The organism is Citrobacter sp. Cb041 (assembly GCF_030336655.1).
Classification (GTDB): domain Bacteria; phylum Pseudomonadota; class Gammaproteobacteria; order Enterobacterales; family Enterobacteriaceae; genus Citrobacter; species Citrobacter braakii.
Map to the genome: position 1 here is coordinate 289712 of NZ_JAOWDD010000039.1, position 26394 is coordinate 316105.

Consider the following 26394-nt stretch of genomic DNA (forward strand, 5'->3'; position numbering starts at 1 on the left):
ATCGTATGGGTCTTATGGCTATTTTCAAGCATCCATAGGTGCTAAGTCACCAGAAAGACACAACTTTACATTTTATCGTATCACACTGACGTCTTCATGCGTTTGTTAAAAAAACAGGCACAATTTCTTGTGCCTGTTGGAGGTTATTTACTGGTTGCGGGCTGTTCCGCTGGCTTTTCTTTTTCAAGATGCGCCAGGTCAAGCGCTATTTTTACCGTTTCATCCAGGTAGGGATCTGGTTCCTGGTAATCCTTCGGTAAATCGTCCAGTTTTTTCAGCGGCGGCTTACCTTCTCGCTTAAACCGATCGTTGATACGCGCCAGACGCATTGCGTCATCTTCGTTATTCTCTTTCTCACGCTGAGCGTAATTGAGAGAAGCGATGTTGCGTTTATCCTTCATCGCATTGAAACGCGCAATATCCTTCATGATGTACTGGAACTCAGGATCGTTGGCAATACGTGCATTGTGCTCTTTTAACAATTCAGGTCCGAACGGCGTCAGATTCTCTGATTTGGTGTAAGTCGCAGCATCAATGCTATCCCACGGCAGCGCGTTATCTTCAAACTTCTCACCGGTTTCCGTTTCTTCATTACCTGTCGGCATGATGATGTCCGGCGTAACGCCCTTACGCTGCGTACTGCCACCGTTTACACGGTAGAATTTCTGGATCGTATACTGAACAGAACCCAGCGCCGGCCATTCCGGACGCAGCATCTGATCATAAATACGGTTCAGAGAGCGATACTGCTGTACAGTGCCTTTCCCGAAAGTCGGTTCACCAACGATCAGCGCACGACCATAATCCTGCATTGCCGCAGCAAAAATCTCTGATGCCGAAGCACTGAAGCGATCGACTAACACTACCAGCGGACCTTTGTAGTACACAACGCCGTCGGTATCGCTGTCTTCACGCACTTTACCGTTATTGTCACGAACCTGAACCACCGGGCCGGAAGGAATGAACAGACCGGAGAGCGAAACGGCTTCGGTCAGCGCGCCGCCACCGTTGGTGCGCAGATCAATAATGATGCTGCTGACGTTCTGTTTTTCCAGCTTCTGCAACTGAACTTTGACATCATCCGTCAGGCCAACATAGAAGCCAGGGATATCCAGTACGCCGACTTTTTCTTTGCCAACGGTTTTCACGGACATTTTCACGGCGCGGTCTTCGAGACGAATACGCTCACGCGTTAACGTGACGGTGCGCGTCTTGGTTCCTTTACCGGCAGGCAGGATTTCAAGGCGAACTTTGCTGCCTTTGGGTCCTTTGATCAGCGCTACAACGTCATCCAGACGCCAGCCAATCACGTCGACCATTCCCTTACCGGTCTGACCCACGCCGACAATACGGTCGCCAACGCTTATTGCTTTGCTCTTGGCTGCCGGGCCGCCCGCCACCATGGAGTTAATGACGGTGTAGTCATCATCCATTTGCAAAACCGCGCCAATACCTTCCAGAGACAGGCTCATTTCAGTATTGAACTGTTCGGTATTGCGTGGAGAGAGATAGTTAGTATGCGGGTCGATCTCACGGGCGAAAGCCGTCATCGCCAGAGAGAAAACATCTTCGCTGTTGGTCTGTGCCAGACGGCGAATCGCAAACTTGTAGCGACGCGTCAGCGTTTCACGAATTTCCGCATCGGTTTTGCCGGTCAGCTTCAGGCTGAGTTCGTCAAATTTAACCTTGCCGTCCCACAGCGCGTTAAGCTCTGCTTCGCTCTTCGGCCATGGCGCTTTGCTCCGGTCGAGGTTAAAGGTGTCGGTACCGGTGAAATCCATTGGACGTGCCAGTACGCTTAAAGCGTACTGATAACGTTCAAATCGGCGTTTTTGCGCCAGATTATAGAGATCGTAAAAGACATCCAGCTTGCCGGTACGCAGTTCATCGCCAAGGACCGTTTTCTTTTTTGCATACTGTTCGATATCGCTCGCCAACAGCACGTTGTGGCTGTAGTCGAGCAGATTCAAATAGCGGTCAAAAATTTTTGCCGAAAACGCCTGATCCAGATCGAACTGGCGATAGTGCGAACGCGTAAAACGCGATGTCACACGTTCACTTACCGTCGCATGCTGGGTTTCTTCCTTTAAAACGGGGATTTGATCGGCACGCGTGATATCTTCCACAGCAAGTGCCTGGCCTGCTAATGCAAGCAGACCAGCTAACGCAGTAAGCCTAAAAAAAGTGTTCATGCCAGGCCTGGCCTCCGTTTCAGAACACCAGGTGTTCTGCGCGTACAATCAAAGACATACCCGAATTCAGCTGTACACGGACGCCATCTTTGGTGATTTCTAATACGGTGGCATCCATCGCATTATTACCTGCTTTCACCTTCAGAGACTGCCCTACCGTCAGTACTGAAATATCAGATACCGGGGTATGCTGTTCTTCACGAGGAGCACGCGGTGCTTTTGCTGCTGGTTTCTCAGCGCGAGGTTTACGCTCAGCGCCTTCTTTACGACGCGGTGCAGGACGCGGCTTACGCTCGCGACGCGGTGCGTCTTCTTTTTCACCGGCAGCAGCGGCTGCTTCGCGTTTTTTCGCCTGTTGCTCTGCACGTTGCGCCTGAACGCGGGCTTTAGCTTCTTCCAGCTGTTTGCGAGCATGTTCAACGTGCTGCTCATCCAGCTCACCACAAGGGTTGCCGTCGAGATCAACACGCGTTGCGCCCAATTTAACGCCATACAGATAGCGCCAGCTTGAAGTATAGAGACGTAAGGCAGAGCGGAGCTGCGTCTTGCTGAGGTTCATTTCGCCCTCAACACGCTCTACCAGATCCTGAAAAATGCCAATTTTCAGTGGGCGCGCTTCGCCTTCCGCACTAAAACACTGCGGGAAGCGTTCGGCCAGAAACGCGATGACTTCTTTACTGCTATTCAACTTAGGTTGATTTTCCATGAAATTTCCTGATTACAACGGACGTAGCCAACAAGCGCAGGCATGAACAGGCGACATTATAATGACGTCATCAGTAATTGCTACGTTATCCGTTGATTATCCTGCGACGCGCGCAAAGAATTTTTTGTAATCCGTCGTTGCAAGCACGGTTTCAAGCTGTGCCACCAGCGTTCGCAGCCCCTGTTCATCCTCGTCAGTAAAGCGGCCAAACGCCGTGCTATCGATATCCAGCACGCCGATTATCTGATTTTCGACGGTGATTGGCAGGACGATTTCAGCGTTGCTGGCGGCATCACATGCGATGTGTCCGTCAAAAGCATGAACGTCCTCAATGCGCTGAACCTGGTTCTGCGCTACTGCGGTCCCACACACCCCGCGTCCTACTGGGATCCGCACGCAGGCGATTTTTCCCTGGAAAGGCCCCAGCACCAGCGTATCGTTTTCGAGCAGATAAAAACCGGCCCAGTTCACTTCTGCAAGACGTTCGTACAACAACGCGCTGGTATTTGCCAGCGTTGCCAGAAAACTGGTTTCACCTGCCATTAATGCCTGAAAGTCACGGTTCAGATCCGTGTATAGCTCTGTTTTGTTCATTATGTAATCACTTAGTTGTCTTACTTAAAGCTGCAGCCTACTAAAATAAACATTAAATGCGTTAATGCTCAAGATCATTCCCGTCATGAGTTAAGATAACATTACTTCAACAATTTGATTCGCGATACATGGCCTTAACGACACCACGCATCACGCCGACTAAAAAAATAGCCATCAGGTCCATTGGTGATGCCCTCCCTCGTGCGCATTACCATCGTTGCCCTGAATGTGACCTGATCTTTAGCTTGCCTAAAATGCGTTCGCATCAAAGTGCATTTTGCCCACGCTGTCAGGCAAAAATTCGTGACGGACGCGACTGGTCATTAACACGACTGGCGGCTATGGCTTTCACCATGCTGCTGCTGATGCCCTTTGCCTGGGGAGAACCGCTCCTGCACATCTATTTATTAGGTGTGCGCATTGACGCCAATGTGCTGCAAGGCATCTGGCAAATGACCCGACAAGGCGACCCACTCACCGCATCCTTCGTACTCTTTTGCGTTGCCGGCGCGCCCATCATTCTCGTGACCTCAATCGCTTATCTGTGGTTTGGCAATATTCTTGGGATGAACCTGCGCCCAGTGCTGCTGATGCTGGAAAGGCTCAAAGAGTGGGTGATGCTTGATATCTATCTGGTGGGCATTGGCGTCGCATCAATCAAAGTTCAGGACTATGCTTTTTTGCAACCCGGTGTGGGTCTGTTTGCTTTTATTGCGCTGGTGATCCTCAGTGTTTTGACGCTGTCGCACCTTAACGTTGAGCAGCTTTGGGACCGTTTCTACCCGCAAAGACCAGCCCGTCGGCCCGATGAAAAACTTCGCGTCTGCCTCGGCTGCCACTTTACAGGTTATCCGGATGCCCGAGGTCGCTGCCCTCGCTGTCATATCCCGTTGCGCTGGCGCAGGAATCAAAGTATCCAAAAGTGTTGGGCTGCTCTGCTGGCCTCGATCGTCCTGCTTTTGCCTGCTAATCTGCTGCCCATCTCGGTAATTTATGTCAATGGCGGCCGCCAGGAAGACACGATCCTGTCAGGCATAATGTCCCTGGCGAACAGCAACGTTGGCGTAGCGGCGATTGTTTTTATCGCCAGTATTCTGGTGCCATTCACCAAAGTGATTGTGATGTTTACGTTGCTCATCAGCATCCATTTTAGATGTGAGCAAGGATTGCGTACCCGCATCAAACTGCTGCGTATGGTGACCTGGATTGGTCGCTGGTCGATGCTGGATCTCTTTGTTATCGCTTTAACCATGTCGCTGATTAATCGCGATCAGATACTTGCTTTTACTATGGGGCCAGCTGCGTTTTATTTCGGCGCAGCGGTAATATTGACTATTCTTGCTGTGGAATGGCTGGACAGCCGCTTACTTTGGGATGCACATGAGTCAGGAAACGCCCGCTTCGCAGACTGAAGCGCAGATTAAAACTAAACGCCGTATCTCTCCGTTCTGGCTGCTGCCGTTCATCGCGCTGATGATTGCAGGATGGCTAATCTGGGGAAGCTATGAAGATCGCGGCAATACCGTAACCATTGACTTTATGTCTGCTGACGGCATTGTGCCGGGCCGTACTCCCGTTCGTTATCAGGGCGTTGAAGTGGGCACCGTGCAGGATATCAACCTCAGCGAAGATCTACGCAAAATTGAAGTGCGCGTCAGCATCAAATCGACCATGAAAGATGCTCTGCGCAAAGATACCCAGTTCTGGTTGGTCACGCCGAAAGCGTCGCTGGCGGGGGTTTCTGGTCTGGATGCGTTGGTTGGCGGCAACTATATCGGCATGATGCCCGGAACCGGCGAGCCGGAAGATCATTTCGTCGCCCTCGATACGCAGCCCAAGTATCGTCTGGATAATGGCGATTTGATGCTGCATCTGCGCGCCCCCGACCTCGGGTCGCTCAATAGCGGTTCGCTGGTTTATTTCCGCAAGATTCCGGTGGGCCGGGTGTATGACTACACCATCAACCCAAATCATCAGGGCGTAACCATCGACGTGCTGATCGAACGTCGCTTTACCAACCTGGTGAAAAAAGGCAGCCGTTTCTGGAACGTGTCCGGTGTGAATGCGGATGTCAGCCTCAGCGGAGCGAAAATCAAGCTGGAGAGTCTGGCGGCGCTGGTCAATGGCGCCATTGCTTTTGATTCGCCCGAAGACTCTAAACCCGCGGTGGCCGATGACACGTTTGGTTTGTATCAGGATCTCGCGCACAGCCAGCGGGGAGTGATCGTCAAGCTTGATTTACCCAGCGGCGATGGACTCAAGGCCGGCTCAACGTCGCTGATGTATCAAGGATTAGAAGTCGGGCAACTGACCAAACTGGATTTAAATCCGGGCGGTAAAGTGACCGGCGAAATGACGGTCGATCCCAGCGTAGTAACGCTGCTGCGCGACAATACGCGGATTGAATTACACAGCCCTAAATTATCGTTAAACGATGCCAATATCAGTTCGCTACTGACGGGCAAAACTTTCGAGCTGGTACCTGGCGAAGGCGAGCCGCGTAACCAGTTTGCGGTTATTCCTGCTGAGAAGTCGTTGTTACACGATCCGGGCGTCATGACGCTTACGCTGACCGCGCCGGAGAGTTACGGTATTGATGCCGGTCAGCCGCTGATTCTTCACGGCGTACAGGTCGGTCAGGTGATTGATCGCACGCTCTCTGGCAAAGGTGTTTCATTTACCGTTGCCATCGAACCACAGCATCGCGCCCTGGTGCAAGGTGACAGTAAGTTCGTGGTCAACAGCCGCGTTGACGTCAAGGTCGGGCTTGATGGCGTGGAATTCCTTGGCGCCAGCGCCAGCGAATGGCTCAGCGGCGGCATTCGTATTTTGCCCGGTACCAGGGGTGAAATGAAAAAAAGCTACCCGTTGTATGCCAACCTGGAAAAAGCGATTGAAAACAGCCTGAGCGATCTGCCAACTACCACGCTCAGCCTGAGCGCCGAAACGCTGCCTGATGTGCAGGCCGGTTCGGTGGTGTTATACCGCAAATTCGAGGTCGGTGAAGTGATTAGCGTTCGCCCACGCGCCGATGCGTTTGATATCGATCTGCATATCAAACCGGAATATCGCAACCTGCTGACCAGCAACAGCGTATTCTGGGCCGAAGGCGGGGCAAAGGTTCAGCTTAACGGTAGCGGATTGACCGTACAGGCATCTCCCCTGTCGCGAGCGCTCAAAGGGGCGATTAGCTTCGATAACCTCAGCGGCGCCAGCGCCAGCCAACGCAAAGGCGACAAGCGTATTCTGTATGCTTCCGAAACCGCTGCACGTGCAGTGGGCGGCCAGATAACCCTGCACGCGTTCGATGCAGGTAAACTCGCGGCCGGCATGCCAATTCGATACCTGGGGATCGATATCGGCCAGATCCAGACGCTTGAGCTGATCACCGCCCGTAACGAAGTTCAGGCAAAAGCGGTTCTGTATCCGGAATACGTGCAGACTTTTGCCCGTAGCGGTACCCGCTTCTCCGTGATCACACCGCAAATCTCAGCGGCAGGCGTCGAGCATCTGGATACGATCTTACAGCCGTATATTAACGTTGAACCAGGACGCGGTAACCCGCGCCGTGATTTTGAACTGCAGGAAGCCACCATTACCGACTCTCGTTACCTCGATGGTCTGAGTATTGTGGTAGAAGCGCCGGAAGCAGGTTCGCTGAATATCGGTACGCCAGTCCTGTTCAGAGGCATTGAAGTGGGGACCGTCACCGGGCTGACGCTGGGCTCGCTTTCTGACCGCGTGATGGTGGCGATGCGCATTAGCCAGCGCTATCAGCATCTGGTGCGGAACAACTCCGTGTTCTGGCTGGCATCAGGATACAATCTCGACTTTGGTTTGACCGGCGGCGTCGTGAAGACCGGTACCTTCAATCAGTTCATTCGCGGCGGAATCGCCTTCGCTACGCCACCGGGTACGCCGCTGGCCCCGAAAGCGCAGGCAGGTAAACACTTCCTGCTGCTCGAAAGCGAACCAAAAGAGTGGCGTGAATGGGGAACCGCCCTGCCACGTTAATCTCTCCCCTTGCTCCGGCGTACATACTCGCGCCGGAGCACTTATGCTACACTGCGCACCTGTTTTTTTGCCGGTGGTACCAAGTGGCTTATTTTCCCGACGCCTTTCTAAACCAAATGCGTGAAGCAATGCCTTCCACGCTCTCATTTGATGATTTTCTCGCTGCCTGCCAGCGTCCGCTACGTCGCAGCATCCGCGTCAATACGCTGAAAATCTCCGTTGCCGACTTCCTCACTCTGACTGCACCTTACAACTGGTCGCTCACTCCGATACCCTGGTGCGCTGAAGGTTTCTGGATCGAACGCGATGATGAAAAGTCAGTACCGCTCGGCAGTACCGCGGAACATTTAAGCGGTCTGTTTTATATTCAGGAAGCCAGCTCAATGCTGCCGGTAGCCGCGCTGTTTGCCGATGGTAACACCCCGGATCGCGTGATGGATGTCGCGGCAGCCCCCGGCTCCAAAACCACGCAAATTGCCGCAAAAATGAATAATCAGGGTGCGATTCTGGCGAATGAGTTTTCCGCCAGTCGCGTCAAAGTCCTGCATGCCAATATCAGCCGATGCGGGATAGCCAATGTCGCGCTAACCCATTTTGACGGGCGGGTATTTGGCGCAGCGTTGCCAGAAGCCTTCGATGCCATTTTGCTGGACGCCCCGTGTTCCGGTGAAGGCGTGGTGCGTAAAGATCCCGATGCGCTAAAAAACTGGTCGCCAGAAAGTAATCTGGAAATTGCCGCAACCCAGCGCGAACTTCTCGACAGCGCCTTTCATGCCTTGCGTCCCGGCGGCACGTTGGTTTACTCGACCTGCACGCTGAACCGTGACGAAAATGAAGACATTATGCAGTGGCTGATTGAGACCTACCCGGACGCCGTCGAGTTTTTACCACTGGGCGATTTATTCCCGCAGGCTGAACGCGCCCTGACCCCGGAAGGATTCCTGCATGTGTTCCCGCAGATCTACGATTGTGAAGGTTTTTTCGTCGCGCGTCTGCGCAAAACTGCCGCGATCCCTGCACTACCGACGCCAAAATACAAAGTCGGTAACTTCCCGTTCAGCCCGCTTAAAGGACGTGAATCCGCGCTTGTCACTCAGGCCGCTAACGCCTGTGGATTGCAGTGGGAAGACACTCTGCGCCTGTGGCAGCGTGATAAAGAGATTTGGCTGTTCCCAACCGAGATTGAACCCCTGATCGGCAAAGTCCGCTTTTCCCGACTCGGCATCAAACTCGCTGAAACGCACAATAAAGGGTACCGCTGGCAGCATGAAGCCATCATTGCTCTCGCCAGCACAAATCACAGCCATGCGTTCGAACTGACCCTTGCCGAAGCCGAAGAGTGGTACCGCGGACGGGATGTCTACCCGCAGACCGCACCGACCACCGACGATGTGCTGGTTACGTTCCAGCATCAGCCGATTGGCCTGGCGAAACGTATTGGATCGCGATTAAAGAATAGCTACCCGCGCGATCTTGTCCGGGATGGCAAACTCTTTACAGGATAACGCACGTTTTTACTGGCGCTTTTGCTAACGTTGACTACGCTGAAAAATGGACGACCTAACTGGTCGTACCACAACCAGCAAATAAACGGAGAGCACGATGATGAAAACCAGTGTGCGCATTGGCGCTTTTGAAATCGACGACGCCGAGTTACATGGCGAATCGCCAGGGGACCGAACGTTAACCATTCCGTGTAAATCCGATCCGGATTTATGCATGCAACTTGATGCCTGGGATGCCGACACCAGCGTCCCGGCTCTTCTTAACGGAGAACATTCAGTTCTATTTCGCGAGCACTACGATCGTAAGTCAGATGCCTGGATCATGCGCCTTGCCTGATTCAAAAAGAACCCGTCGCCAGACGGGTTATTTCTTGGTTAATTTCCCTCATCTATCAACATCTTCTACACTACAGCTATGGCTTTACCATTTGAGGATGGAATGTTCACGCTGGTTCTTTTTGTGTGCTACCTGGGTGGCGGTTGTGAAGATATCGTTGTTGATGTCTACAAAACTGAGCAGCAGTGCCTGATATCGATGGACGATCAGCGTATTCGTAACGGCGGATGTTTACCCGCGGATGACTACATAGACAGCTTCTGGCGTCCGGCCCAGGAATACAGCGATTTTTGATTATTGCAGTTGTACCAGCGTCAACTCGCCGCCAAACACCGCACCGGTATCAATATAGTGCAGATTCTCGTGATCCAGCTGCTGACGCAGAGGCGTATGGCCAAACCAAAAGTGATCCGCGCCGCGAATGCCGTTGCCTTTATTCATCAGCCTTGTGCGATCCCACAGTACCCGCTGTAAATCGACCTCTTTTTGCCACTGATAATTATCATCAGGGTAATCTGCGTGAGCAATAACGTGTATGCCGTTCTGGCAACGCAGCTCCAGAATCCAGGGTAATTGCCGACACGTTTCAAGAGCGGCTGTCGCCGCTGGCTGCTCCGCCTGCGCAAACCACGAACCGCCATTCATAAACCACAGGAATTGCTCCCCGGTTGCCAGCGCGTCCAGCCCCATCTGTTCATGATTCCCTCTGACCGCGATAATCCAGCGTTTACGCAGTAGTTTCAGGCAACGCAGACTGTCAGGCCCGCGATCGATAACATCCCCCACTGAAACCAGCAGGTCCTGCCACGGATCAAAATGACACAGGCGCAATTTCGCCATCAATAATGAGAAGCAACCGTGGATATCCCCAACCACCCAAACATGTCGCCAGCGCGTCGCTTCCACTCTTTGATAAGCATTGTCAGGCAGTCCCATTTGACCTCCTGTACACAGTTCTCATGCAACTTTAATTTTAGCAAATACATCAGAAAGGCGGGGATGTTTCTATTTATATCCGAGACATAATTATTTATGGATATGTAATCGGGCATCCATTTTAATCCCATTCGCTGTAATAACGACAAGTGGTGTTGGCTTTAAATCGTAACAGTCAAGTATTCGTGAAAGTAAGTCATGAGGAACCTCCGATGAAGCCATAGCTTTCATGACAAACGATTTATCATTAATGGTCCGTAGAAGCAGGCTATTAAAAACTTCTTGTTTATATGCATTGAATTCATAATAACGCTTGGCTTTACAAAAAGCCTTAACTAACGATTCCCAAATTTGTATTTCTTTTTCCGGATCATGGTCTTTCATAAATCCATCATACCAACCCACAAGATCGTTAGGGAACACTTCAGCTAATACAAGCATCAATATTTCGATTCTATCTTTTTGCTCGCTATTTAATTTAGAATTATATTTTTCTTGCATAAGAATATCTTTCATAGATATCAAAAAGTTAGACTCATTATACTTTTCAATTTCAATAGCGATCTCTTTCTTTTCCACCAATATTATAGGATTAATACAATTGAAATTAAGTCGTTCATTTATCTTATTACATTCATCTAGAACTACCTTACTGCAAATTTCTATTGGTAGTTCAAAAAACTCTCTTCTGTGGTTTACTCTATAAGGTTTTAAGCGAAGATGAATATTCTTTTCTGCTTCCCGATAATTTCCTACTTTACATGCCATAACCACATCGAATGGTAGTGGAACACCGGTCACCCCATTAAATAATTGTTTAGCCCGATGCTCAGGCATGTTCTTTGTAAACCCTATCTTAAAAAGATTATCCTGATAGGCATCATTCTTTAAAATATAAACATAACCATCTGAGTCATTCATATATCCATTCCATCTTTAATAATTTTATCGCTATAATCCGCTCATAATAAATCATAATCCTTAGATTATTACCAATTAACTTTATCCGATATCCCCATGGCTATGAACAAATTAATATACTGTCATTTTCAATAGTACAACATTTAAGTCATATCCATCTGCCACGCTACGAGAACATTTGCATAAAGGGATACAGATAGCACCGAGTTCAAGACCAAAGTGAAAAATGACAGAAAAGTACTTGGATATGGGGACAAAAATGTTTAGATTGTTGTAGCAGGCATAAAATGCCGCACAAAGAATTTCGTGTGTTTTGGCACCGTGCTTTCTAACCTTTTGGTTTTTAAAGTACATAAAAAGAGACCGAATACGATTCCTGTTTACAACTCAAAACGCAATAACCTATAAACTTCAATAGGTTAGCATAAAAAGCCCACTAAAAAACACCTCCTGATACTTACTATTGCACCCGTTCAAGATCAATCAGTTGCTATTGGTTTCGTGGCGTCGTCGGGAAAAATTCGGGATCGCTTTCAACGAGCGCCCATCCATTTTTAAGAATTCATCAATTCACAAAACCATCATTTCGATTTACCTTACAAATTCCTTTTAAATCATTACCGGGCGCACCACTTTTTCTTCCTGCCCTATACTTTCAGTCTGACATATGGCTGGAGGTTTCTATGTGTGGCCGTTTTTCACAGTCAATGACACGAGAGGACTATCTTGCCCTGCTCGCTGAAGAAGCCGAACTAGACATTCCATATGACCCGGAACCCATCGGAAGATTCAACGTAGCGCCTGGCACCAAAGTCCTGCTTCTGAGCGAACGTGATGAGCAACTGCACCTTGACCCTGTCATTTGGGGATATGCCCCTGGGTGGTGGGATAAGCCACCGCTAATTAATGCTCGATCTGAAACTGCGGCCACCAGCAGAATGTTTAAACCGCTCTGGCAGCACGGTCGTGCAATTTGCTTTGCTGATGGCTGGTACGAATGGAAAAAGGAAGGTGACACGAAGCAGCCTTACTTCATTCATCGGGCCGACGGACAGCCGATATTTATGGCGGCGATTGGCAGCACGCCATTCGATCGAGGAGATGAAGCAGAAGGTTTCCTGATAGTTACAGCTGCAGCTGACAAAGGACTGGTAGATATTCACGACAGGCGGCCGCTGGTACTGTCACCAGAAGCCGCTCGCGAATGGATGAGGCAGGACATTGGAGGAAAAGAAGCTGCGGAAATTGCGGCTGACGGTTCCGTTCCGGCTGATAAATTTATATGGCATGCCGTAACGAGTGCCGTTGGAAATGTGAAAAATCAAGGTGCCCAGTTAATCCTGCCAATGTAACGCAGCATTACATCGCCACAACTCTCATAACACTATAATAAATATTAAATTATAATGTTTACATTTTGCAAAATGTACCATATCTACCTTTTTCAACTCATTGATTATCCGAGCTATGTTTTTTGTTTTGGGGAGAGTTTTCACCAAGAATCCAAGTTTTTCACGCCGGCACATTCAACACGCTACCATTACTGGCAAACCTCGATGGTACAGATTTTACAGTCGCTGCAATCCACTATGAGCAATTAGCGGAAATTAAAGATTTTGAACATTACATAAATTGTTATTCTGCCCGCTTCTTTTAATCAAATATGATCAATTAACAGTCAGTCGCAATGCTAAATCTTGCGGGTAGGGATCAAAGTAATTCTGCGTCAGCAGATAACCGTCCGGGTATTCCGCCAGATAATGTTTCAGCAGCGTCATAGGAGCCAGTATGGGCAGTAGTCCTGCGCGGTAATTAAGGATCACCTCGCGCAACTCGCCGCGCTGACGCATTGTTAACTGATTACGGAAATATCCCTGAATGTGCATCAGCACGTTAGTGTGGTTTTTACGTGAGGCGGGTTTCTTCAGAAGCGTCATTAATTTATCCCGGTAGACCGCAAAGAAAGCTTCCAGATCCTCCCATTCATGCAGTGATGCGACGAATGGGCCAATTTCCCGGTATCCGGCCTGATGGTGAGCCAGCAATTGCAATTTATAACGGCTATGAAAATCCAGTAGAGCCCGACGCGTCAGGCCATTTTTGCGCAGCATATTTAGCTCATGTAGCGCGAAAACCCTTTCGACGAAGTTTTCGCGCAGGACCGGATCGTGCAGCCGCCCGTCCTCTTCTACCGGTAGCCACGGATATTTCTCCATAAGCGTGGCGGTAAACAGTCCCACCCCGTCTTTGCGCCCGCGATTGCCTTTCTCGTCATATAAGCGCACGCGTTCCATACCACAACTGGGTGATTTGGCGCAGACGATAAACCCGGACAGAGTGTCCAACCCGGCCAGATACCGCTGGCAAAAGTCAGCCATTTTGTCGGTCACGTCTTCGTGAGGTGCGTGGCTAAATCGCATGCGAATATCGCCGACAGCCGTTTGTACCAGGCGCAACGCCGGTCTTGGGACAGGCAAGCCAATCGCCATCTCCGGGCAAATGGGCCGGAATGTCACCCACTGTGCCAGCCTGTCCATCACAAACTGCGCCCGCTTATGCCCGCCGTCAAAGCGGACGGCAGACCCCGTTAAACAGCCGCTGATCCCAACGATGGGTTGCATTTTCATTGCGTCTTCCTCGCTAGTGCGTTTTACGGGAGAAGAAGAGTGTCACCGTGCCGACGGTGACGCCAAATTTCTTCATCTCAGTTTTATTAAACAGATGATTGGCATCCTGCAGGTACATCCAGTCATCAAAATTTAGCAACCAGGTTCTGCCGCTGGCTTTCACATTCATGCTGTAATGCCAGTTGAACGCGTTGCCCGCCGCCTGTCCCTTCGCAACACCTTCAATGTCGCCGGCGGTGCCTTCGTAACGATCGGCGCTGACTTTACGGATATGCCACACACGCTGCTGTTTCTCGCCATCGTCGTACACAAAGCGTTCGTTGAGGGTCAATGTGTCTCCCACCACATCGCCGTTAATGTCGACGTGGAAGCGACGAAGCTGTTTACCGCTGCGGTCCTGAACCATCCCCCATGCTTGCGTTTCTCCCTGAAAATACTGAAAGATATCCAGCGTCGGCTGTTGTTGTCGATAGTCGGCAATTTCAGCGCTACAACCAGCCAGTTGCATCAGCAAGGGCAGGCTCAGGGTCAATAAACGTTTCATTTTTCACCTCCAGTAAGCTGCTGACGCAGCTCAGGATATTGCGTGCGGGAACCCAGCCAGACAGCGAGAAAGTTTTCGCTGAACGCCGCCGACTGCGGTGGGCCAAGCGGGATAAATTGCCTTTGTGTCGCTGACATGCGATACCAGAACTGCCCCTGCTTATCTTGCAATACAAAAGCCAGTTGCGTACCCGGCGCGACGTCTGGCCATAGCTCACCCAACATGCGAAGCCAGGACTCGCTCTGCGCTTCCCGCGCCAGAATCCCCTGCGCTCGCCACTGATCGCGGGTGGCATCCACCAGTTCTTGCCGTTCAATTTTGCGCTGATAGGTGATAATCAGCGCCTGCTCCTCTTTCAGCCCGCGATAACGCCCATCCGGCGTGCGCAGTTGTGAGGTATAGATCGTGAATGGCCCCCAGGTGAGCGTTGCATCGCCGACTTTATGCCAGCTTAACCAGTCTGTAGCCCCTGCAAACGGCGCAATCGCCATGACGCCCAGCAGTATCAGTAAGGCAGGTTTCATTGGCGTTTCCCCATGAAAATATGAAAAAACAGCATCAACACCAGCCAGCCCGCCGCCATTAAACCGACAACGATAAATGCCGGTTCCAGAAAAGTAATAGACCCCAAACGCTCTCCTATCACATAGGCGACCGGGCCACCACCGGTGGCCATGATTGCCAGCAGCCATCCCGGCAAAGTGGTCGAGCAGGTAAGGTGCGTCCACAGGGCGGCGAACATGAGCCAGAGCGCGACCATCCATAACGGTAACAATGCTTCACCGTGAAAATCGATCAACCCCGTCAACGCCCACAGCGCATCCAGACTACTGCCCGCTGCTGCCAGCATTAACGCGTACAGACGTTGTGCAGGCGGCAGCAAGAAGCAGGCCAGAATAGCCAGCCCAAGCCATAACACCAGGCCGCGCTCACGTAATAACACCACCATGAGCCAGTACAAATCGAACCCGACAGCCAGGATAAAGACCTGTAAATGGCGGTTCATAGACGTTCCACCGTCAGTTGCACCACACTGATAGTGCGCGCATTAAAACCGGCTTCGCAGTAGCCGAAGTAATACAGCCACATGCGACGAAAACGCTCATCAAAGCCCAGCTTTTCAATATCATGCCAGGCGTGAACAAATCGTTGTCGCCAGTGCGCAAGCGTCCGGGCGTAGTCAGGCCCCATATCGAACAGATTGCGAACCACAAAGTCGGTGTGCTTTGTCATCAGACCGCTCATCGCGGTGATACTGGGTAAAAAGCCTCCCGGAAAGATATAACGCTGAATAAAATCCACGCCTTTGCTGTAATCGCGATAGCGCTGATCCTGAATGGTAATGGCCTGAATCGCCATTTTCCCTCCAGGGCGCAGGCGCGCCTGACAGGTGCGGAAAAACGTCGGCAGATAACGCTGACCCACCGCCTCGATCATTTCAACCGACACCAGTTTGTCGAATTCCCCGGTCAGGTCGCGGTAGTCGCACAGCAGTACATTGACTCTGTCCTGTAAACCTGCGCGGGCAATGCGCGCGTTCGCCCAGGCGAACTGTTCCTGCGACAGGGTCGTGGTGGTCACCCGGCAGCCGTAATGACGCGCGGCGTATTCCGCCATCGCTCCCCAGCCGGTACCGATTTCCAGCAGATGATCATTCGCGGTGAGCGCCAGCTGTTCGCAAAGCCGCGCCATTTTGGCCTGCTGAGCCTGCGCTAACGACTGCTCGGGGCAGGTGAACAAGGCACTGGAATAGAGTAAATCCTCATCAAGAAAGTGCGCGTAAAACGCATTGCCGAGGTCGTAATGCGCGGCGATGTTTTCTCTCGCCTGTTGCCGATGGTTGCGACGTGTCCAGTGACGCAAACGCTCGACGGGTCGTCCAAGCAGGCGAAATCCGCTTTCCAGCCGTCCCAGCAGGGTGGTGTTAAGCGCAAATATTTGCAATAACGGCGTGAGCTGTTGCGTTTCCCACTCTCCGTCCATCCAGGCTTCAGCCGCCGCAAGACTTCCGCCTTTCAGCACCCGCCAGTACACCGTGGGTGAGAGAATATGTACGTCGGCGCGTAACTCAGCTGAAACATCACCAAAATGAAAAGTCTGCTCCCCTTCCCGCACCGTGATTGCCCCCTGGCGAAGACCGCTCAGCACGCGGAAAAGAAGCCAACGCGCCACACGCAGGTTGCGCGGAATATCAGGTTCAAGCGCAAAGACGGGATCGGTCATGATCGTTCACTCCTGCTCACGGGATGGTTGTAGAGAGGGACTCGCTTGAGCCACAGTCGTAACGCCTGCCAGTAAATCGCTGACACCGTTTTCAGCGTCATCAACGGCAGTCGTAGCAGCAACGTACGTAAATTCGCCTGCGTCAACGGCTCGCGTTTGAGCATCAGGGTGGCATCAAAAATCTTCTCTTCCTGATGGTTTTCGATATGCATATGCAGCGTTTTAACCGGCGAGTTAAATCGCCAGTGATAGACCATATCCATCGGGTTAAATGGCGATACATGGAACGCTTTTTCCAGCGGACGCTTTTCCTGTGCATCTACGGCGTAGTAATGTCGCTCATTCCATGGCGTATTGCGGACCTCCGCCAGTACCCAGCGCAGGATTTGCGCGTGGTCATAGCAGTAGTAAAAATTGACCGGGTTAAAATGAAAGCCGAAATAGCGCAATTGCGTCAGGAGCATCACGCGACCTTCGGGACGTTCGCCAGTCAGGAGGGCAAGCTGATTCAACACGTTCTCTTTTAACGGTGTCCCCAGCGGGTAATCCGCATCATGAAAAGCCGCCGCGGCAAAGCGATTACGTTTCACGCCGACGCCCGGAAGCTGCGCCAGTTCATCCAGATCGAGCCACGCCATAAACACCTGATAAGTAAACTGGTGCGTTGTAGGCTGAAGGCGGCGATGACGCAATACGCCCTGATACAGGCAACTGTTCATCTTAGCGCCCCTCTCCTGCAGCAATGCCGTACACCACGTCCAGTGCACTGCGTACGCCATCTTCGTGAAAACCGTTGAACCAATAGGCACCGCAGAACCAGCTCCGATGCAGGCCGTTGATCTCAGCGCGGCGAGCCTGCGCCCGCCAGCTTTCAGGGTTAAACAATGGATGCTCGTAAACAAAGCGTCGCCAGACGAATCGATCGTCAATTGGAGTGTCTGGATTGAGGGTCACGCAAAATAGCGGGCTTCCTTCAGGTAAGCCCTGGAGTATATTCATGTTATAGGTGACGCAGGCGCTGGCACGATCTTGTCCACTCAGACGGTAATTCCAGCTTGCCCACGCGCGTTCGCGTACCGGTAACCAGCGGCGATCGCTATGCAACACCACCTCGTTACGCTGCCAGCCAATTGCGCCCAGCACGTCGCGTTCTGCGGGGGTCGCATCTTCAAGCAAAGCCAATGCCTGCGAGGAATGACAGGCGAAGATCACCTGATCAAATGTCTGTACCGATCCTGCCAACTGGATTTTGACGCCGCTGTCGTAGCGAATAACCTGCTGAACAGGGGCATTAAGGTGCAATGTCAGACGATCGCCCAGCTTCGCCAATATGACACGGATGTATTCCCGCGATCCGCCCGGCACCACGTACCACTGCGGGCGATCCCGGATATCCAGCAGGCCATGGTGCTCAAAGAAGCGTAAGAACAGCGGAAGCGGAAAACGGCGCATCTCCTGAAGCGAAGATGACCAGATGGCTGCGCCCATCGGCAGAATGTAATGACGCGCAAAGAACGCGCTGAAGTGGTGCTGGTCGAGGAAGGTCTGTAGCGTCGCGTTCGCATCGACCTCATTTAATGCCTGTTTCGCCAGACGATTAAAACGGACAATCTCTTGCAACATACCCCAAAATGCAGGGTTGAGTAGGTTCCGACGCTGGGCGAACAAAGAAGTCAGCGTATGACCGCTGTACTCCAGACCGCTTTGCGGATTATGCACCGAAAAACTCATCTGCGTTTTTTGCCCCTGGATACCGAGTTCGCTCAGCAAGCCCATAAAACGCGGATAGGTTCGGTCGTTATAGACAATAAAGCCGCTATCAATCACGAAATTCCCCTGCGGGGTCGCCACATCCACCGTCGCAGTATGGCCGCCAGGGGTCGACGCCGCTTCAAACAGCGTCACCTGATGGTGTCCGGCCAGACGCCAGGCGCAGGTTAATCCGGCAATACCACTGCCAATGATAGCAATTTTCATGAACGCACCATCCTGCGCAGCAACGCGCGCTGGAGACTCTCAGGCAGCCCGGCCAACAGACGTAGCAGCACGCCAAAGCCTGTCGGGAAGGCAATATGATTTTTTCCTTTCGCCAGGCCACGGCGAATCGCCTTCACCGCAGAATCAACACTCACCTGACCCGGCATGGCAAAATCGTTTTTACGGGTAAGCGGGGTATCGACAAATCCTGGCGACACGACGGTCACGGAGACACCTTTCGGCTCCCAGTCCAGACGCAAGCTATTAGCAAACCAGGTTAGCGCCGCTTTAGACGCACCATAGGCTTCTGCCCGTGGGAACGGCAGCCAGTGCGCCATCGAACTGACCAGCACCACGCGGCTACCGGAGGTTAACTGCGACTGAAGCGCTTCCAGGCAGTTGATGGGACCCAGATAATTCGTCGCCATCACCCGTTCAACCTTCTCGGCGTCTATCCAGCCCTGGTCGAGATATTCGCAGGTCCCGGCACAGAGAATAACCAGTTCGGGTTTGCAGTCCGCCAACGCCTGGCGACAGGCGTCCCTGTCTGTCATATCGAACAGGCGTACTGTGATGTTGGCATTGGATTGGCGCAGCTGTTCCAGCCTTTCTGGATTGCGACCGCAGGCAATCACCTGACAGCCGTCATCGGCCCATGACTTTGCAAGCCCGGCACCAATCCCGGAGCTTGCACCGGTAATGAGGACAGTCATCATCCGCGCACCCTCCTTTTAACGCCGCGAACGGCCCAGCCCAACAGCGGCAGATGCTCATAAAGCATCTCACCCGCGTCGTAGTAATCTCGCTGGCGAAAAATCTTATCGCCATGCGTCTCTACCATTGAACATCCCGGCAAAGATCGTATTTCTCCGCCAGCAATGCGCGGATGCGACCAGTACATGGTCCACGTCACGGCAAACCGCCCGCTCTCACATAGCGGAGGATCTATGGCAAAACGGCAAGCGTTTACATTTCCCAGGAGGTGCGAAAAATAGCGCTGGATGGCAAACAGCCCGTTATGTTCCCCGAAGGGATCGACAAGTACTGCATGCACGTCGTACAACCCAGCAAGCGCGGGGACGGGCTGGCGATCCAAACTGGCGTAGTAATCCATAAACCTGTCGATAACGGATGGCTGTGCGCGCATAACTCTTACCCTTAAGTGAACCACATGACGTCGCGGCATAATTAAAACTTACACAAACACTTTAATTTGTCCAAGTTTTTGCTGGAGATTTTTTATAAACTCATTTAATTCAATAAATTAAAAATTTAATTTTTTGAGTTAAATTATCCAACAGCCACTAATACAGTGGCCAATCGACACACACAGGAAAGGTAATCACAGGGGATTAAAGCGGGATCACATCGAGGAAATTAACCTGCTGTTGCCAGAGGTCTATCTGTTTTTTACGCGCTGCGGTGAGCTTACCAGAGGTCACTAACAACCATTTGCGCTCGGGGAAAATCTCAGGAGCAAGCGTCGCGGGCGGTACGGGAAGCACATCAATGCGATGCCCCTGTCCCGTGCGGCAAAGCGCTTCAAGCCAGATCTCGCAGGGGTCCGTAAGATGCCAGCCGGTAATCAGGTAGTTATCGCCCGGCGCACGCTTATCCCCTTCCAGGCAAAACGAGGTGTAAGAAATAATAATACCATCGAGGATTTCACGCAGCGTCATTATAGCCGGCACATTAGCTGAGACTTGGCTTCGCAGAGGGCGCAAAACCTCACTCACCAATTCAGGGCGAGGATACTCGCGGCCTGCGTCATAAATAAGCTGGCGCAGGGTTTCAATTTTCCCTTCGTTCAGCCGCTGCAGCATACTCTCCTGCAGGGCGAGCCAGTTATTTGTTCGCTTGGCTCCAGGGCGGGCCAGCAGCGGTTTTACCTGGCTTATCGGTACGCCTTTTTTCACCCAATCGAGAATTTTAAGCGCCTGCTGAATATCGTCATCGTTATACAACCGGTGCCCACCATCCGTACGCTGTGGTTTGAGAAGTCCATAACGACGTTGCCAGGCGCGCAACGTCGTGGCGGTTATTCCACAAAGCCGCGCAAATTCACCGATGGAATAGGACATACAGAACACCTGATAACAAAGAATACCCTTAATATACTACGAACTACGTTGGATTAGATAAGTGAAAACTACTTACCTTACGATTGCTAAATACCATACAACCACCTTCAGGGAGACGTTAAGAAAAAATATCTGAGAATAGTACGCAATTTGTTGATCAATTCTAACTAATTGATATGTTTTAACTATTAACCTTACGGTTTCTTGCAAGCTATTGTTCCGAACATATTTTTACTTTTTGAAGATTTTCCCCTGCGTTCCGGCATCCGTATCCCGCCAGACATCCTCACCTTTCACCCGACGATCTCCCTGGATAGTATAAATCACCATCCCCTGCTTGAACTGCAGCACACCGTCTGATTTTGTGGCATGTACGCTCTTTCCATTGACGATGACTTTGTCATTTTTATCAATACTGATGTTTGCAACCGTAACACCGCTATCACTCAAAGCTAACCACTTACCTGCATAAGGACTGGTTGCTGATGTTGTGGTATCGCTGCTTTCATTAACAAAACCAGCTTTTGCATTTTCATCTTTAGATTTGTTGATATCACAACCCTGCGCTTCAGAAACCTGAGTACAACCAGACTGCTCAAGTTTGTGCCGATAATCTTTATTGATAGCCCATGTAGTGGATGTGAACAGTACAGAAGCTACTGACAGGCAAATAATTACCCTTTTTGTACACATAGTGCGACCTTACGATGATAAGCCCAGATGAGAAGCAGCGCATAGCTGCCCTTCTAAAATCTTAGTCAAGATCGTAGATACCTGTTATAAAAAGAGTGTCACCATTCGATTTTTTGATAAATTTTTAAGCAGTAAGGGGCGATGAGCAAGATAGTTATTCAAATACCGGCTGCTGTCGCTACGGTACAATGTAGAAAACTAATCAAGGCCGAATAGCAACCCTCTTTTATGCGTAAAAAGACGAAAAGATAATGCGATGTTAAAAATGAAAGAAAACAACGTTAATATCAACCGAATTCACTTCCTTTATGAGGCGTTGGCCAAGAGACATGCTTCTCCTGAAGATAAATACCTGGCTATTCTGAATGAAGGATTAAAAGCCTTTGACCTGTCTCTTGGTATTATTAGTCAGATAGAGGGTGAGCGTTACTCTCTACTTGCGGTTTCACCAACAAGTGGAGACATTTCAGCTGGTATGGTGTTTGAACTGAAAAACACTTATTGTCAACAAGTGGTCAGAGAAAGAAGAATAATAAGCGTTGAACATGCAGGAACACATCCTGACTTTAATTCCCATCCGGTCTACATTGGTATGAGGCTGGAGAGTTATATCTCAGCGCCAATATGGGTGAGGGAAAAATTGTGGGGTACAATTAATTTCTCATCCACTCAGATAAGATCCATATCATTCTCTGAGGATGACTATGAATTCATTAGTTTAATGGCTGAGGGTATTGGTTCGTTAATCGAGATCAATTTATTAATCAGTGAAAATGAAATTGTTATTTCAGCACTACAAAAAACAATGACATACTCGAATCTATTTTTAAAAATTCAACTATCGGGATGGCGTTGGTAGCCTCTTCTGGCCAATGGAAAAAAGTCAACAATTCACTGACCCGTATGCTGGGATATACTGAAGACCATCTGCTTTCTATCAATTTTCAAAATATAACCCACCCCGATGATTTAAGCACTGATTTAAAACAATTAGATGCTCTTTCTCGAGGAGAAATTCCCTTCTACCAACTAGAAAAGAGATATCTGACAGCAACAGGGAATTATATCTGGATACTTCTGAGTGTTTCTTTGGTACGCGAAGATAATGGTGAAGTCAAATATTATATTGCTCAGATACAAAGTATTAATGAGCGTAAAACGATGGAAATTGAGCTCAAAAAGCAAAAGGAAGAATTACACAAAATTAATACTATGCTTGAGCGAATGGCTACTGAAGACAGCCTGACAGAGATTGCGAATCGCCGAAAGTTTATGCGTTGGTTTGAGAATGAAATGACCAGAATTGCGCGAGATCCCGCACCTGTGTCAATTGCCATTGCCGATATCGATTTTTTTAAATCATATAATGATTCCTATGGCCACCAGGAAGGTGACTATGCACTTAAGAATATCGCCAAAGAACTTAGCCATAACCTACGAAGCCAAGATAAGGTCGCACGATTTGGCGGTGAGGAATTTATCATGCTTTTCCCTGAAACGGATGAAAAAGACTGTTTTTTGGCTTGTGAAAGATTAAGGAAAAGCATTGAGAAACTGAGTTCGCTCAGAAGATCGGTCACGATCAGTATTGGTGCAGTGACATACCATCCGAGAGAAGGGAAGCTTATTACCTTTGATGATTTATTGAAAGTGGCAGACACCAAACTCTATGATGCTAAAAGGTCTGGGCGAAATAAGGTAAAATTAGTCAATTTAGCAGACCATCAGGACTAATCTAGTGGTCTTTCTTGCTATCAGTAAGTGTGCTTACTAGGCATGGAGCAGCATTCACAAACTCGCTACAGGAGTATTTTGATGAAGGTAGAACTTAAGAACGTTAATGGAGAAAACCAGCCTATGGAAGTGGCATCTCTAATTATCACACTGAGTAATGGTGAAACAATAGAAATCAGTGAAGAGAAACAAGGCCGCCCCGCGCACCTGTCGGAAGGCATAACCATCTGGGGCGGCCGTATGCCCCAGGAGAACGCTAGCCTTGAAGAACTGAAGGAGTCAACCCGAATGCTGGGGATATACCCGTTGGCAGCTAATACCCTGCATCTTTTTCCATTGAAAAAATAATCTGGTGATGGCGTAAGAACCTGTGCTGCTGTTTCCAAAAGTATAATTAGCACTCAAGGTCCGCTTGGCACAAAGCAGACGCCCATCCTCACGCGAATGCTTTGCCCTTTCCTTATCAACAACCCAATAGCTTGCCCCACAACCATGGTTTTTTTATTAGAATTGTTGCCATATTATAAATCAAAATAAATTGACTTTATTAAATATCTATCAGATATCTATATGGTCACCGTGAATTCTTTCTGCATTTCCTCGGGTTGCGGTCGGAATAAATAAATGCTGCCTTCCATGACAGCATGTGGATATTAACGAACTAGGTGCAGGAAGTGCAGATGTTTTTCATACTGGTCGAGTATGTCATTAATAAGCTGTTCCTGATTCCAGCCCATCACATCATAATTTTGACCACCTTCTTTGAGATAGACCTCAGCGCGATAATATCGATGTTGTTCAGCATGATGCTCATCATTATCCATCGCAGCTAGGGCGAATGTCGGTGAGTTATACCCGCGAAGCCTCACTTCATAAATATAATTCAGCTCGTTGCCCAAATCGACTTCAAGTCGAATACGATCATCGGCAGCGTCACTGATATGGCTTATCGTCCCCTGCTTGTTCAGTTCTTCCTGAACGAGCGTCATGGCGGGTTGGATAACGTCGTCCATAAAGCGTTTCACAAGAGAACGCTTCGGCAGATAAGCTATATTGCGCAACCTTCTCTGCCACGGAATTGGGTTACGTGCAGCCGTCGGAGCAATAGTCGCCATGCTCAGGCTTTCACGCTTAGTCAAATCCCGACGCAGGGCTTTTAACAGTCCGTATATGGATATCAATAAGATAGCTGAGAAGGGTAATGCACTTGCTATTGTCACCGTTTGCAGCGCGCTTAGCCCTCCTGCAAGGAGAAGCGCAATAGCAACAATTCCCATGAGCGAGGCCCAGAAGATTCTCTGCCAGACGGGTGTGTTTGCCACCCCACCTGATGCCAGAGTATCTACAACCATTGCCCCCGAATCAGCAGATGTGACAAAGAAGACAATGACCATCGCCATTGCAATGAATGACAGTACGGAGGAGAACGGGAAATGCTCCAGGAAATTGAACAGGGCCAGAGCAACATCCTGCTGAACGGTATTGGCGAGGTCAGTCGCCCCCTGGTTCATAATAAGATAGATCGCGCTGTTACCAAATACCGTCATCCACATGAGCGTAAAGCCGGCAGGAACAAACAGCACACCGGTGACAAACTCGCGAATGGTTCGGCCGCGGGATACCCGTGCGATGAACATCCCCACAAACGGCGACCATGAAAGCCACCATCCCCAATACAATAATGTCCAGCCTCCCAGCCAGTTGCTCGACTTAGGTTCATACGCGTAAAGGTTGAACGTTTTACTCACCAGTTCTGAAAGATAACCGCCCGTATTTTCCACAAATGACTTCAGCAGAAGCACGGTTGGTCCCAGACACAGGACCAGCGCCAGCAACAACAACGCCAGGCCCAGATTGAGCTCAGACAGGATGCGTATTCCCTTGTCCAGGCCCGACACCACTGAAATCGTCGCTAACCCCGTGATGACCACGATCAGAATGACCTGCACAGTTTCATTAATGGGTATCCCGAAAAGATGGTTCAAACCGGCATTCACCTGCAAAACACCGTAACCCAACGATGTAGCAACGCCAAAGACCGTGCCTATAACAGCGAAAATATCAACCGCATGGCCTACAGGCCCGTATATGCGATCGCCAATAATGGGATAGAGTGCGGAGCGCAGCGTTAAAGGCAAACCGTGACGGTAACTGAAGAACGCCAGAATCAGCGCCACAATGGCATAGATTGCCCATGCGTGCAGGCCCCAGTGGAAGAAGGTCAGACGCATTGCTTCCTTCGCTGCCGCAACGGTCTCTGGAGTGCCGACGGGGGGCGAAAGATAATGCATCACAGGTTCGGCAACGCCAAAGAACATCAGGCCGATCCCCATCCCTGCCGAAAAAAGCATCGCAAACCAGGAGTGGTAGCTGAAATCAGGCTGCGCATGGTCCGGGCCCAGCTTGATATCGCCGTAGCGTGAGAGTCCCAGGAACGTGACACTCAGTAAAATCAGGGCCACAGCCAGGATGTAGAACCAGCTGGCATTCGTGAAGATTTGTTGTTGAAGTAGTTTAAAATTTTTGTCGGCAACATCCGGGAATACGGCGGCAAAGGCGACAAGAAGGAAAATTAACAAAGCAGATGTAAAGAATACTGCTTTGTTAATCTGGCTTTTAGACTTCTTTGGGATTATATCATTTTCACTCATAATCATTTATTCCATTAATTTAAATCCGCATTGGATAAAGGGTACTACCACTCATAGAGTAGCAAAAATCGGAACGCATGGTGCAACGAGGTTCGATACAAATCATCTTATATATTCATATTTTTAAAGGGCTCCTTAGCTAGTCAGCCTTCCACTTCTTGGGGCATTAAATTTGCATAATCTGCATCAGACTTGGGATATACGTTAATTGAAGCAATATTGATTACGAATGACCAGCGTCTGCTTCTGGGCACATAGCAGCCCTTAAGACGGCGGCTCGTCGTCATGGGGAGATCGGAGATTCAAATCCTCTCGTGCCGACCAAAAATCATCTAAGAACCAGCCTGTTACGGCTTTTTTATGTCTGTTTTCTGAGCGGGGGATACTCCGGGGAATAACTGGGGAGAAACACAACCATAACTTTTAAATTTGCCTGGCAGTACAGTGACTGTGTAGTTGATGATGAAAAACCGGGTGTCTGCTGACATCAACAGACCCCGTAATTACACAGCAGTGCATATTGGATACGCTATATCCTTAGCGAGTGGGTAAATTTATAGTCATTACAAAGATGGTTGTCATTAAATCTTTGTGATTGATATCTAATATTTTTAACTAAAATCTTACCAAGATCATAAATGGTCAAATAACCACCAATT

26 protein-coding genes are annotated in these 26394 nt (G+C 49.9%); 9 read left to right on the forward strand and 17 right to left on the reverse strand.

Annotated features, from left to right (window positions below; all coding sequences use genetic code 11):
- Positions 1–143 precede the first annotated feature (143 nt).
- From prc to msrC, 3 genes are all read right to left on the reverse strand, one after another.
- Complete coding sequence (gene prc, locus OGV52_RS14385; protein ID WP_029139508.1) at positions 144–2192, reverse strand: carboxy terminal-processing peptidase; 2049 nt, start codon at positions 2190–2192, stop codon at positions 144–146.
- Between the two features lie 19 nt (positions 2193–2211).
- Positions 2212–2898 (reverse strand): RNA chaperone ProQ, encoded by a 687-nt coding sequence (gene proQ / locus OGV52_RS14390; protein ID WP_003833781.1) that lies wholly within the window; start codon positions 2896–2898, stop codon positions 2212–2214.
- 96 nt (positions 2899–2994) lie between these two features.
- Positions 2995–3492, reverse strand: coding sequence for a free L-methionine (R)-S-oxide reductase MsrC (gene msrC, locus OGV52_RS14395; protein WP_016152783.1), 498 nt, complete (start codon positions 3490–3492; stop codon positions 2995–2997).
- A gap of 128 nt (positions 3493–3620) precedes the next feature.
- Between msrC and yebS the strand changes: the two genes are divergently transcribed.
- The 5 genes from yebS to OGV52_RS14420 all read left to right on the forward strand — a co-directional run bounded on the left by yebS (position 3621) and on the right by OGV52_RS14420 (position 9642).
- Entirely contained in the window at positions 3621–4904 is a 1284-nt protein-coding gene (gene yebS, locus OGV52_RS14400; protein ID WP_016152782.1) for a membrane integrity lipid transport subunit YebS, read from the forward strand.
- Complete coding sequence (locus OGV52_RS14405; protein ID WP_141875079.1) at positions 4873–7506, forward strand: PqiB family protein; 2634 nt, start codon at positions 4873–4875, stop codon at positions 7504–7506. The genes yebS and OGV52_RS14405 overlap by 32 nt, the downstream gene beginning before the upstream one ends.
- Positions 7507–7589: 83 nt before the next feature.
- Positions 7590–9011: a 16S rRNA (cytosine(1407)-C(5))-methyltransferase RsmF gene (rsmF, locus tag OGV52_RS14410; RefSeq protein ID WP_287108686.1), complete on the forward strand. Its 1422-nt coding sequence runs from the start codon at positions 7590–7592 to the stop codon at positions 9009–9011.
- 100 nt (positions 9012–9111) lie between these two features.
- Positions 9112–9348, forward strand: a complete 237-nt coding sequence (locus OGV52_RS14415) for a YebV family protein (RefSeq protein WP_029139506.1) — start codon at positions 9112–9114, stop codon at positions 9346–9348.
- Positions 9349–9450: 102 nt separating this feature from the next.
- Positions 9451–9642, forward strand: a complete 192-nt coding sequence (locus OGV52_RS14420) for a YdfD/YebW family protein (protein WP_016152779.1) — start codon at positions 9451–9453, stop codon at positions 9640–9642.
- On the opposite strand, the gene pphA is transcribed toward OGV52_RS14420, so the two are convergent.
- Positions 9643–10284, reverse strand: coding sequence for a protein-serine/threonine phosphatase (pphA, locus tag OGV52_RS14425; RefSeq protein ID WP_287108687.1), 642 nt, complete (start codon positions 10282–10284; stop codon positions 9643–9645).
- Positions 10285–10374: 90 nt separating this feature from the next.
- Entirely contained in the window at positions 10375–11205 is an 831-nt protein-coding gene (locus tag OGV52_RS14430) for a GIY-YIG nuclease family protein (RefSeq protein WP_103766187.1), read from the reverse strand.
- A 683-nt stretch (positions 11206–11888) separates the two neighbouring features.
- Between OGV52_RS14430 and OGV52_RS14435 the strand changes: the two genes are divergently transcribed.
- On the forward strand, positions 11889–12557 hold the full coding sequence (locus OGV52_RS14435; protein WP_101699978.1) for an SOS response-associated peptidase: 669 nt from the start codon (positions 11889–11891) through the stop codon (positions 12555–12557).
- A 315-nt stretch (positions 12558–12872) separates the two neighbouring features.
- Here OGV52_RS14435 and OGV52_RS14440 read toward each other — a convergent pair whose 3' ends face one another.
- The 11 genes from OGV52_RS14440 to OGV52_RS14490 all read right to left on the reverse strand — a co-directional run bounded on the left by OGV52_RS14440 (position 12873) and on the right by OGV52_RS14490 (position 21350).
- Positions 12873–13832 (reverse strand): YbgA family protein, encoded by a 960-nt coding sequence (locus tag OGV52_RS14440; protein WP_101699977.1) that lies wholly within the window; start codon positions 13830–13832, stop codon positions 12873–12875.
- A gap of 13 nt (positions 13833–13845) precedes the next feature.
- Positions 13846–14376 (reverse strand): DUF3833 domain-containing protein, encoded by a 531-nt coding sequence (locus tag OGV52_RS14445; protein WP_101699976.1) that lies wholly within the window; start codon positions 14374–14376, stop codon positions 13846–13848.
- Positions 14373–14900 (reverse strand): hypothetical protein, encoded by a 528-nt coding sequence (locus OGV52_RS14450; protein ID WP_101699975.1) that lies wholly within the window; start codon positions 14898–14900, stop codon positions 14373–14375. The genes OGV52_RS14445 and OGV52_RS14450 overlap by 4 nt, the downstream gene beginning before the upstream one ends.
- Positions 14897–15382 (reverse strand): DUF2878 domain-containing protein, encoded by a 486-nt coding sequence (locus OGV52_RS14455; protein ID WP_101699974.1) that lies wholly within the window; start codon positions 15380–15382, stop codon positions 14897–14899. Before OGV52_RS14455 ends, OGV52_RS14450 begins: the two co-directional genes overlap by 4 nt.
- Positions 15379–16599 (reverse strand): SAM-dependent methyltransferase, encoded by a 1221-nt coding sequence (locus tag OGV52_RS14460; RefSeq protein ID WP_101699973.1) that lies wholly within the window; start codon positions 16597–16599, stop codon positions 15379–15381. The genes OGV52_RS14455 and OGV52_RS14460 overlap by 4 nt, the downstream gene beginning before the upstream one ends.
- Positions 16596–17318, reverse strand: coding sequence for a DUF1365 domain-containing protein (locus tag OGV52_RS14465; protein WP_049281531.1), 723 nt, complete (start codon positions 17316–17318; stop codon positions 16596–16598). The genes OGV52_RS14460 and OGV52_RS14465 overlap by 4 nt, the downstream gene beginning before the upstream one ends.
- Position 17319: 1 nt before the next feature.
- Positions 17320–18576 (reverse strand): NAD(P)/FAD-dependent oxidoreductase, encoded by a 1257-nt coding sequence (locus OGV52_RS14470; protein ID WP_101699972.1) that lies wholly within the window; start codon positions 18574–18576, stop codon positions 17320–17322.
- Positions 18573–19292: an SDR family NAD(P)-dependent oxidoreductase gene (locus tag OGV52_RS14475; RefSeq protein ID WP_047417980.1), complete on the reverse strand. Its 720-nt coding sequence runs from the start codon at positions 19290–19292 to the stop codon at positions 18573–18575. The genes OGV52_RS14470 and OGV52_RS14475 overlap by 4 nt, the downstream gene beginning before the upstream one ends.
- On the reverse strand, positions 19289–19723 hold the full coding sequence (locus tag OGV52_RS14480; RefSeq protein ID WP_101699971.1) for a nuclear transport factor 2 family protein: 435 nt from the start codon (positions 19721–19723) through the stop codon (positions 19289–19291). Before OGV52_RS14480 ends, OGV52_RS14475 begins: the two co-directional genes overlap by 4 nt.
- Positions 19724–19928: 205 nt before the next feature.
- Positions 19929–20657, reverse strand: a complete 729-nt coding sequence (locus OGV52_RS14485; protein WP_047417986.1) for a MerR family transcriptional regulator — start codon at positions 20655–20657, stop codon at positions 19929–19931.
- A gap of 231 nt (positions 20658–20888) precedes the next feature.
- On the reverse strand, positions 20889–21350 hold the full coding sequence (locus OGV52_RS14490) for a hypothetical protein (protein ID WP_047417989.1): 462 nt from the start codon (positions 21348–21350) through the stop codon (positions 20889–20891).
- Positions 21351–21606: 256 nt separating this feature from the next.
- Here OGV52_RS14490 and OGV52_RS14495 point away from each other — a divergent pair, with 256 nt between their 5' ends.
- From OGV52_RS14495 to OGV52_RS14505, 3 genes are all read left to right on the forward strand, one after another.
- A complete protein-coding gene (locus OGV52_RS14495; protein WP_287108690.1) occupies positions 21607–22209 on the forward strand; it encodes a GAF domain-containing protein in 603 nt (200 codons plus the stop codon).
- Complete coding sequence (locus tag OGV52_RS14500) at positions 22203–23084, forward strand: GGDEF domain-containing protein (protein ID WP_287108691.1); 882 nt, start codon at positions 22203–22205, stop codon at positions 23082–23084. Before OGV52_RS14495 ends, OGV52_RS14500 begins: the two co-directional genes overlap by 7 nt.
- A gap of 81 nt (positions 23085–23165) precedes the next feature.
- Positions 23166–23432 (forward strand): hypothetical protein, encoded by a 267-nt coding sequence (locus OGV52_RS14505; protein WP_047417991.1) that lies wholly within the window; start codon positions 23166–23168, stop codon positions 23430–23432.
- A 305-nt stretch (positions 23433–23737) separates the two neighbouring features.
- Here the strand turns inward: OGV52_RS14505 and OGV52_RS14510 are convergent, their stop codons facing one another.
- Positions 23738–25735 (reverse strand): BCCT family transporter, encoded by a 1998-nt coding sequence (locus OGV52_RS14510; RefSeq protein ID WP_047418455.1) that lies wholly within the window; start codon positions 25733–25735, stop codon positions 23738–23740.
- Positions 25736–26394: the final 659 nt, after the last annotated feature.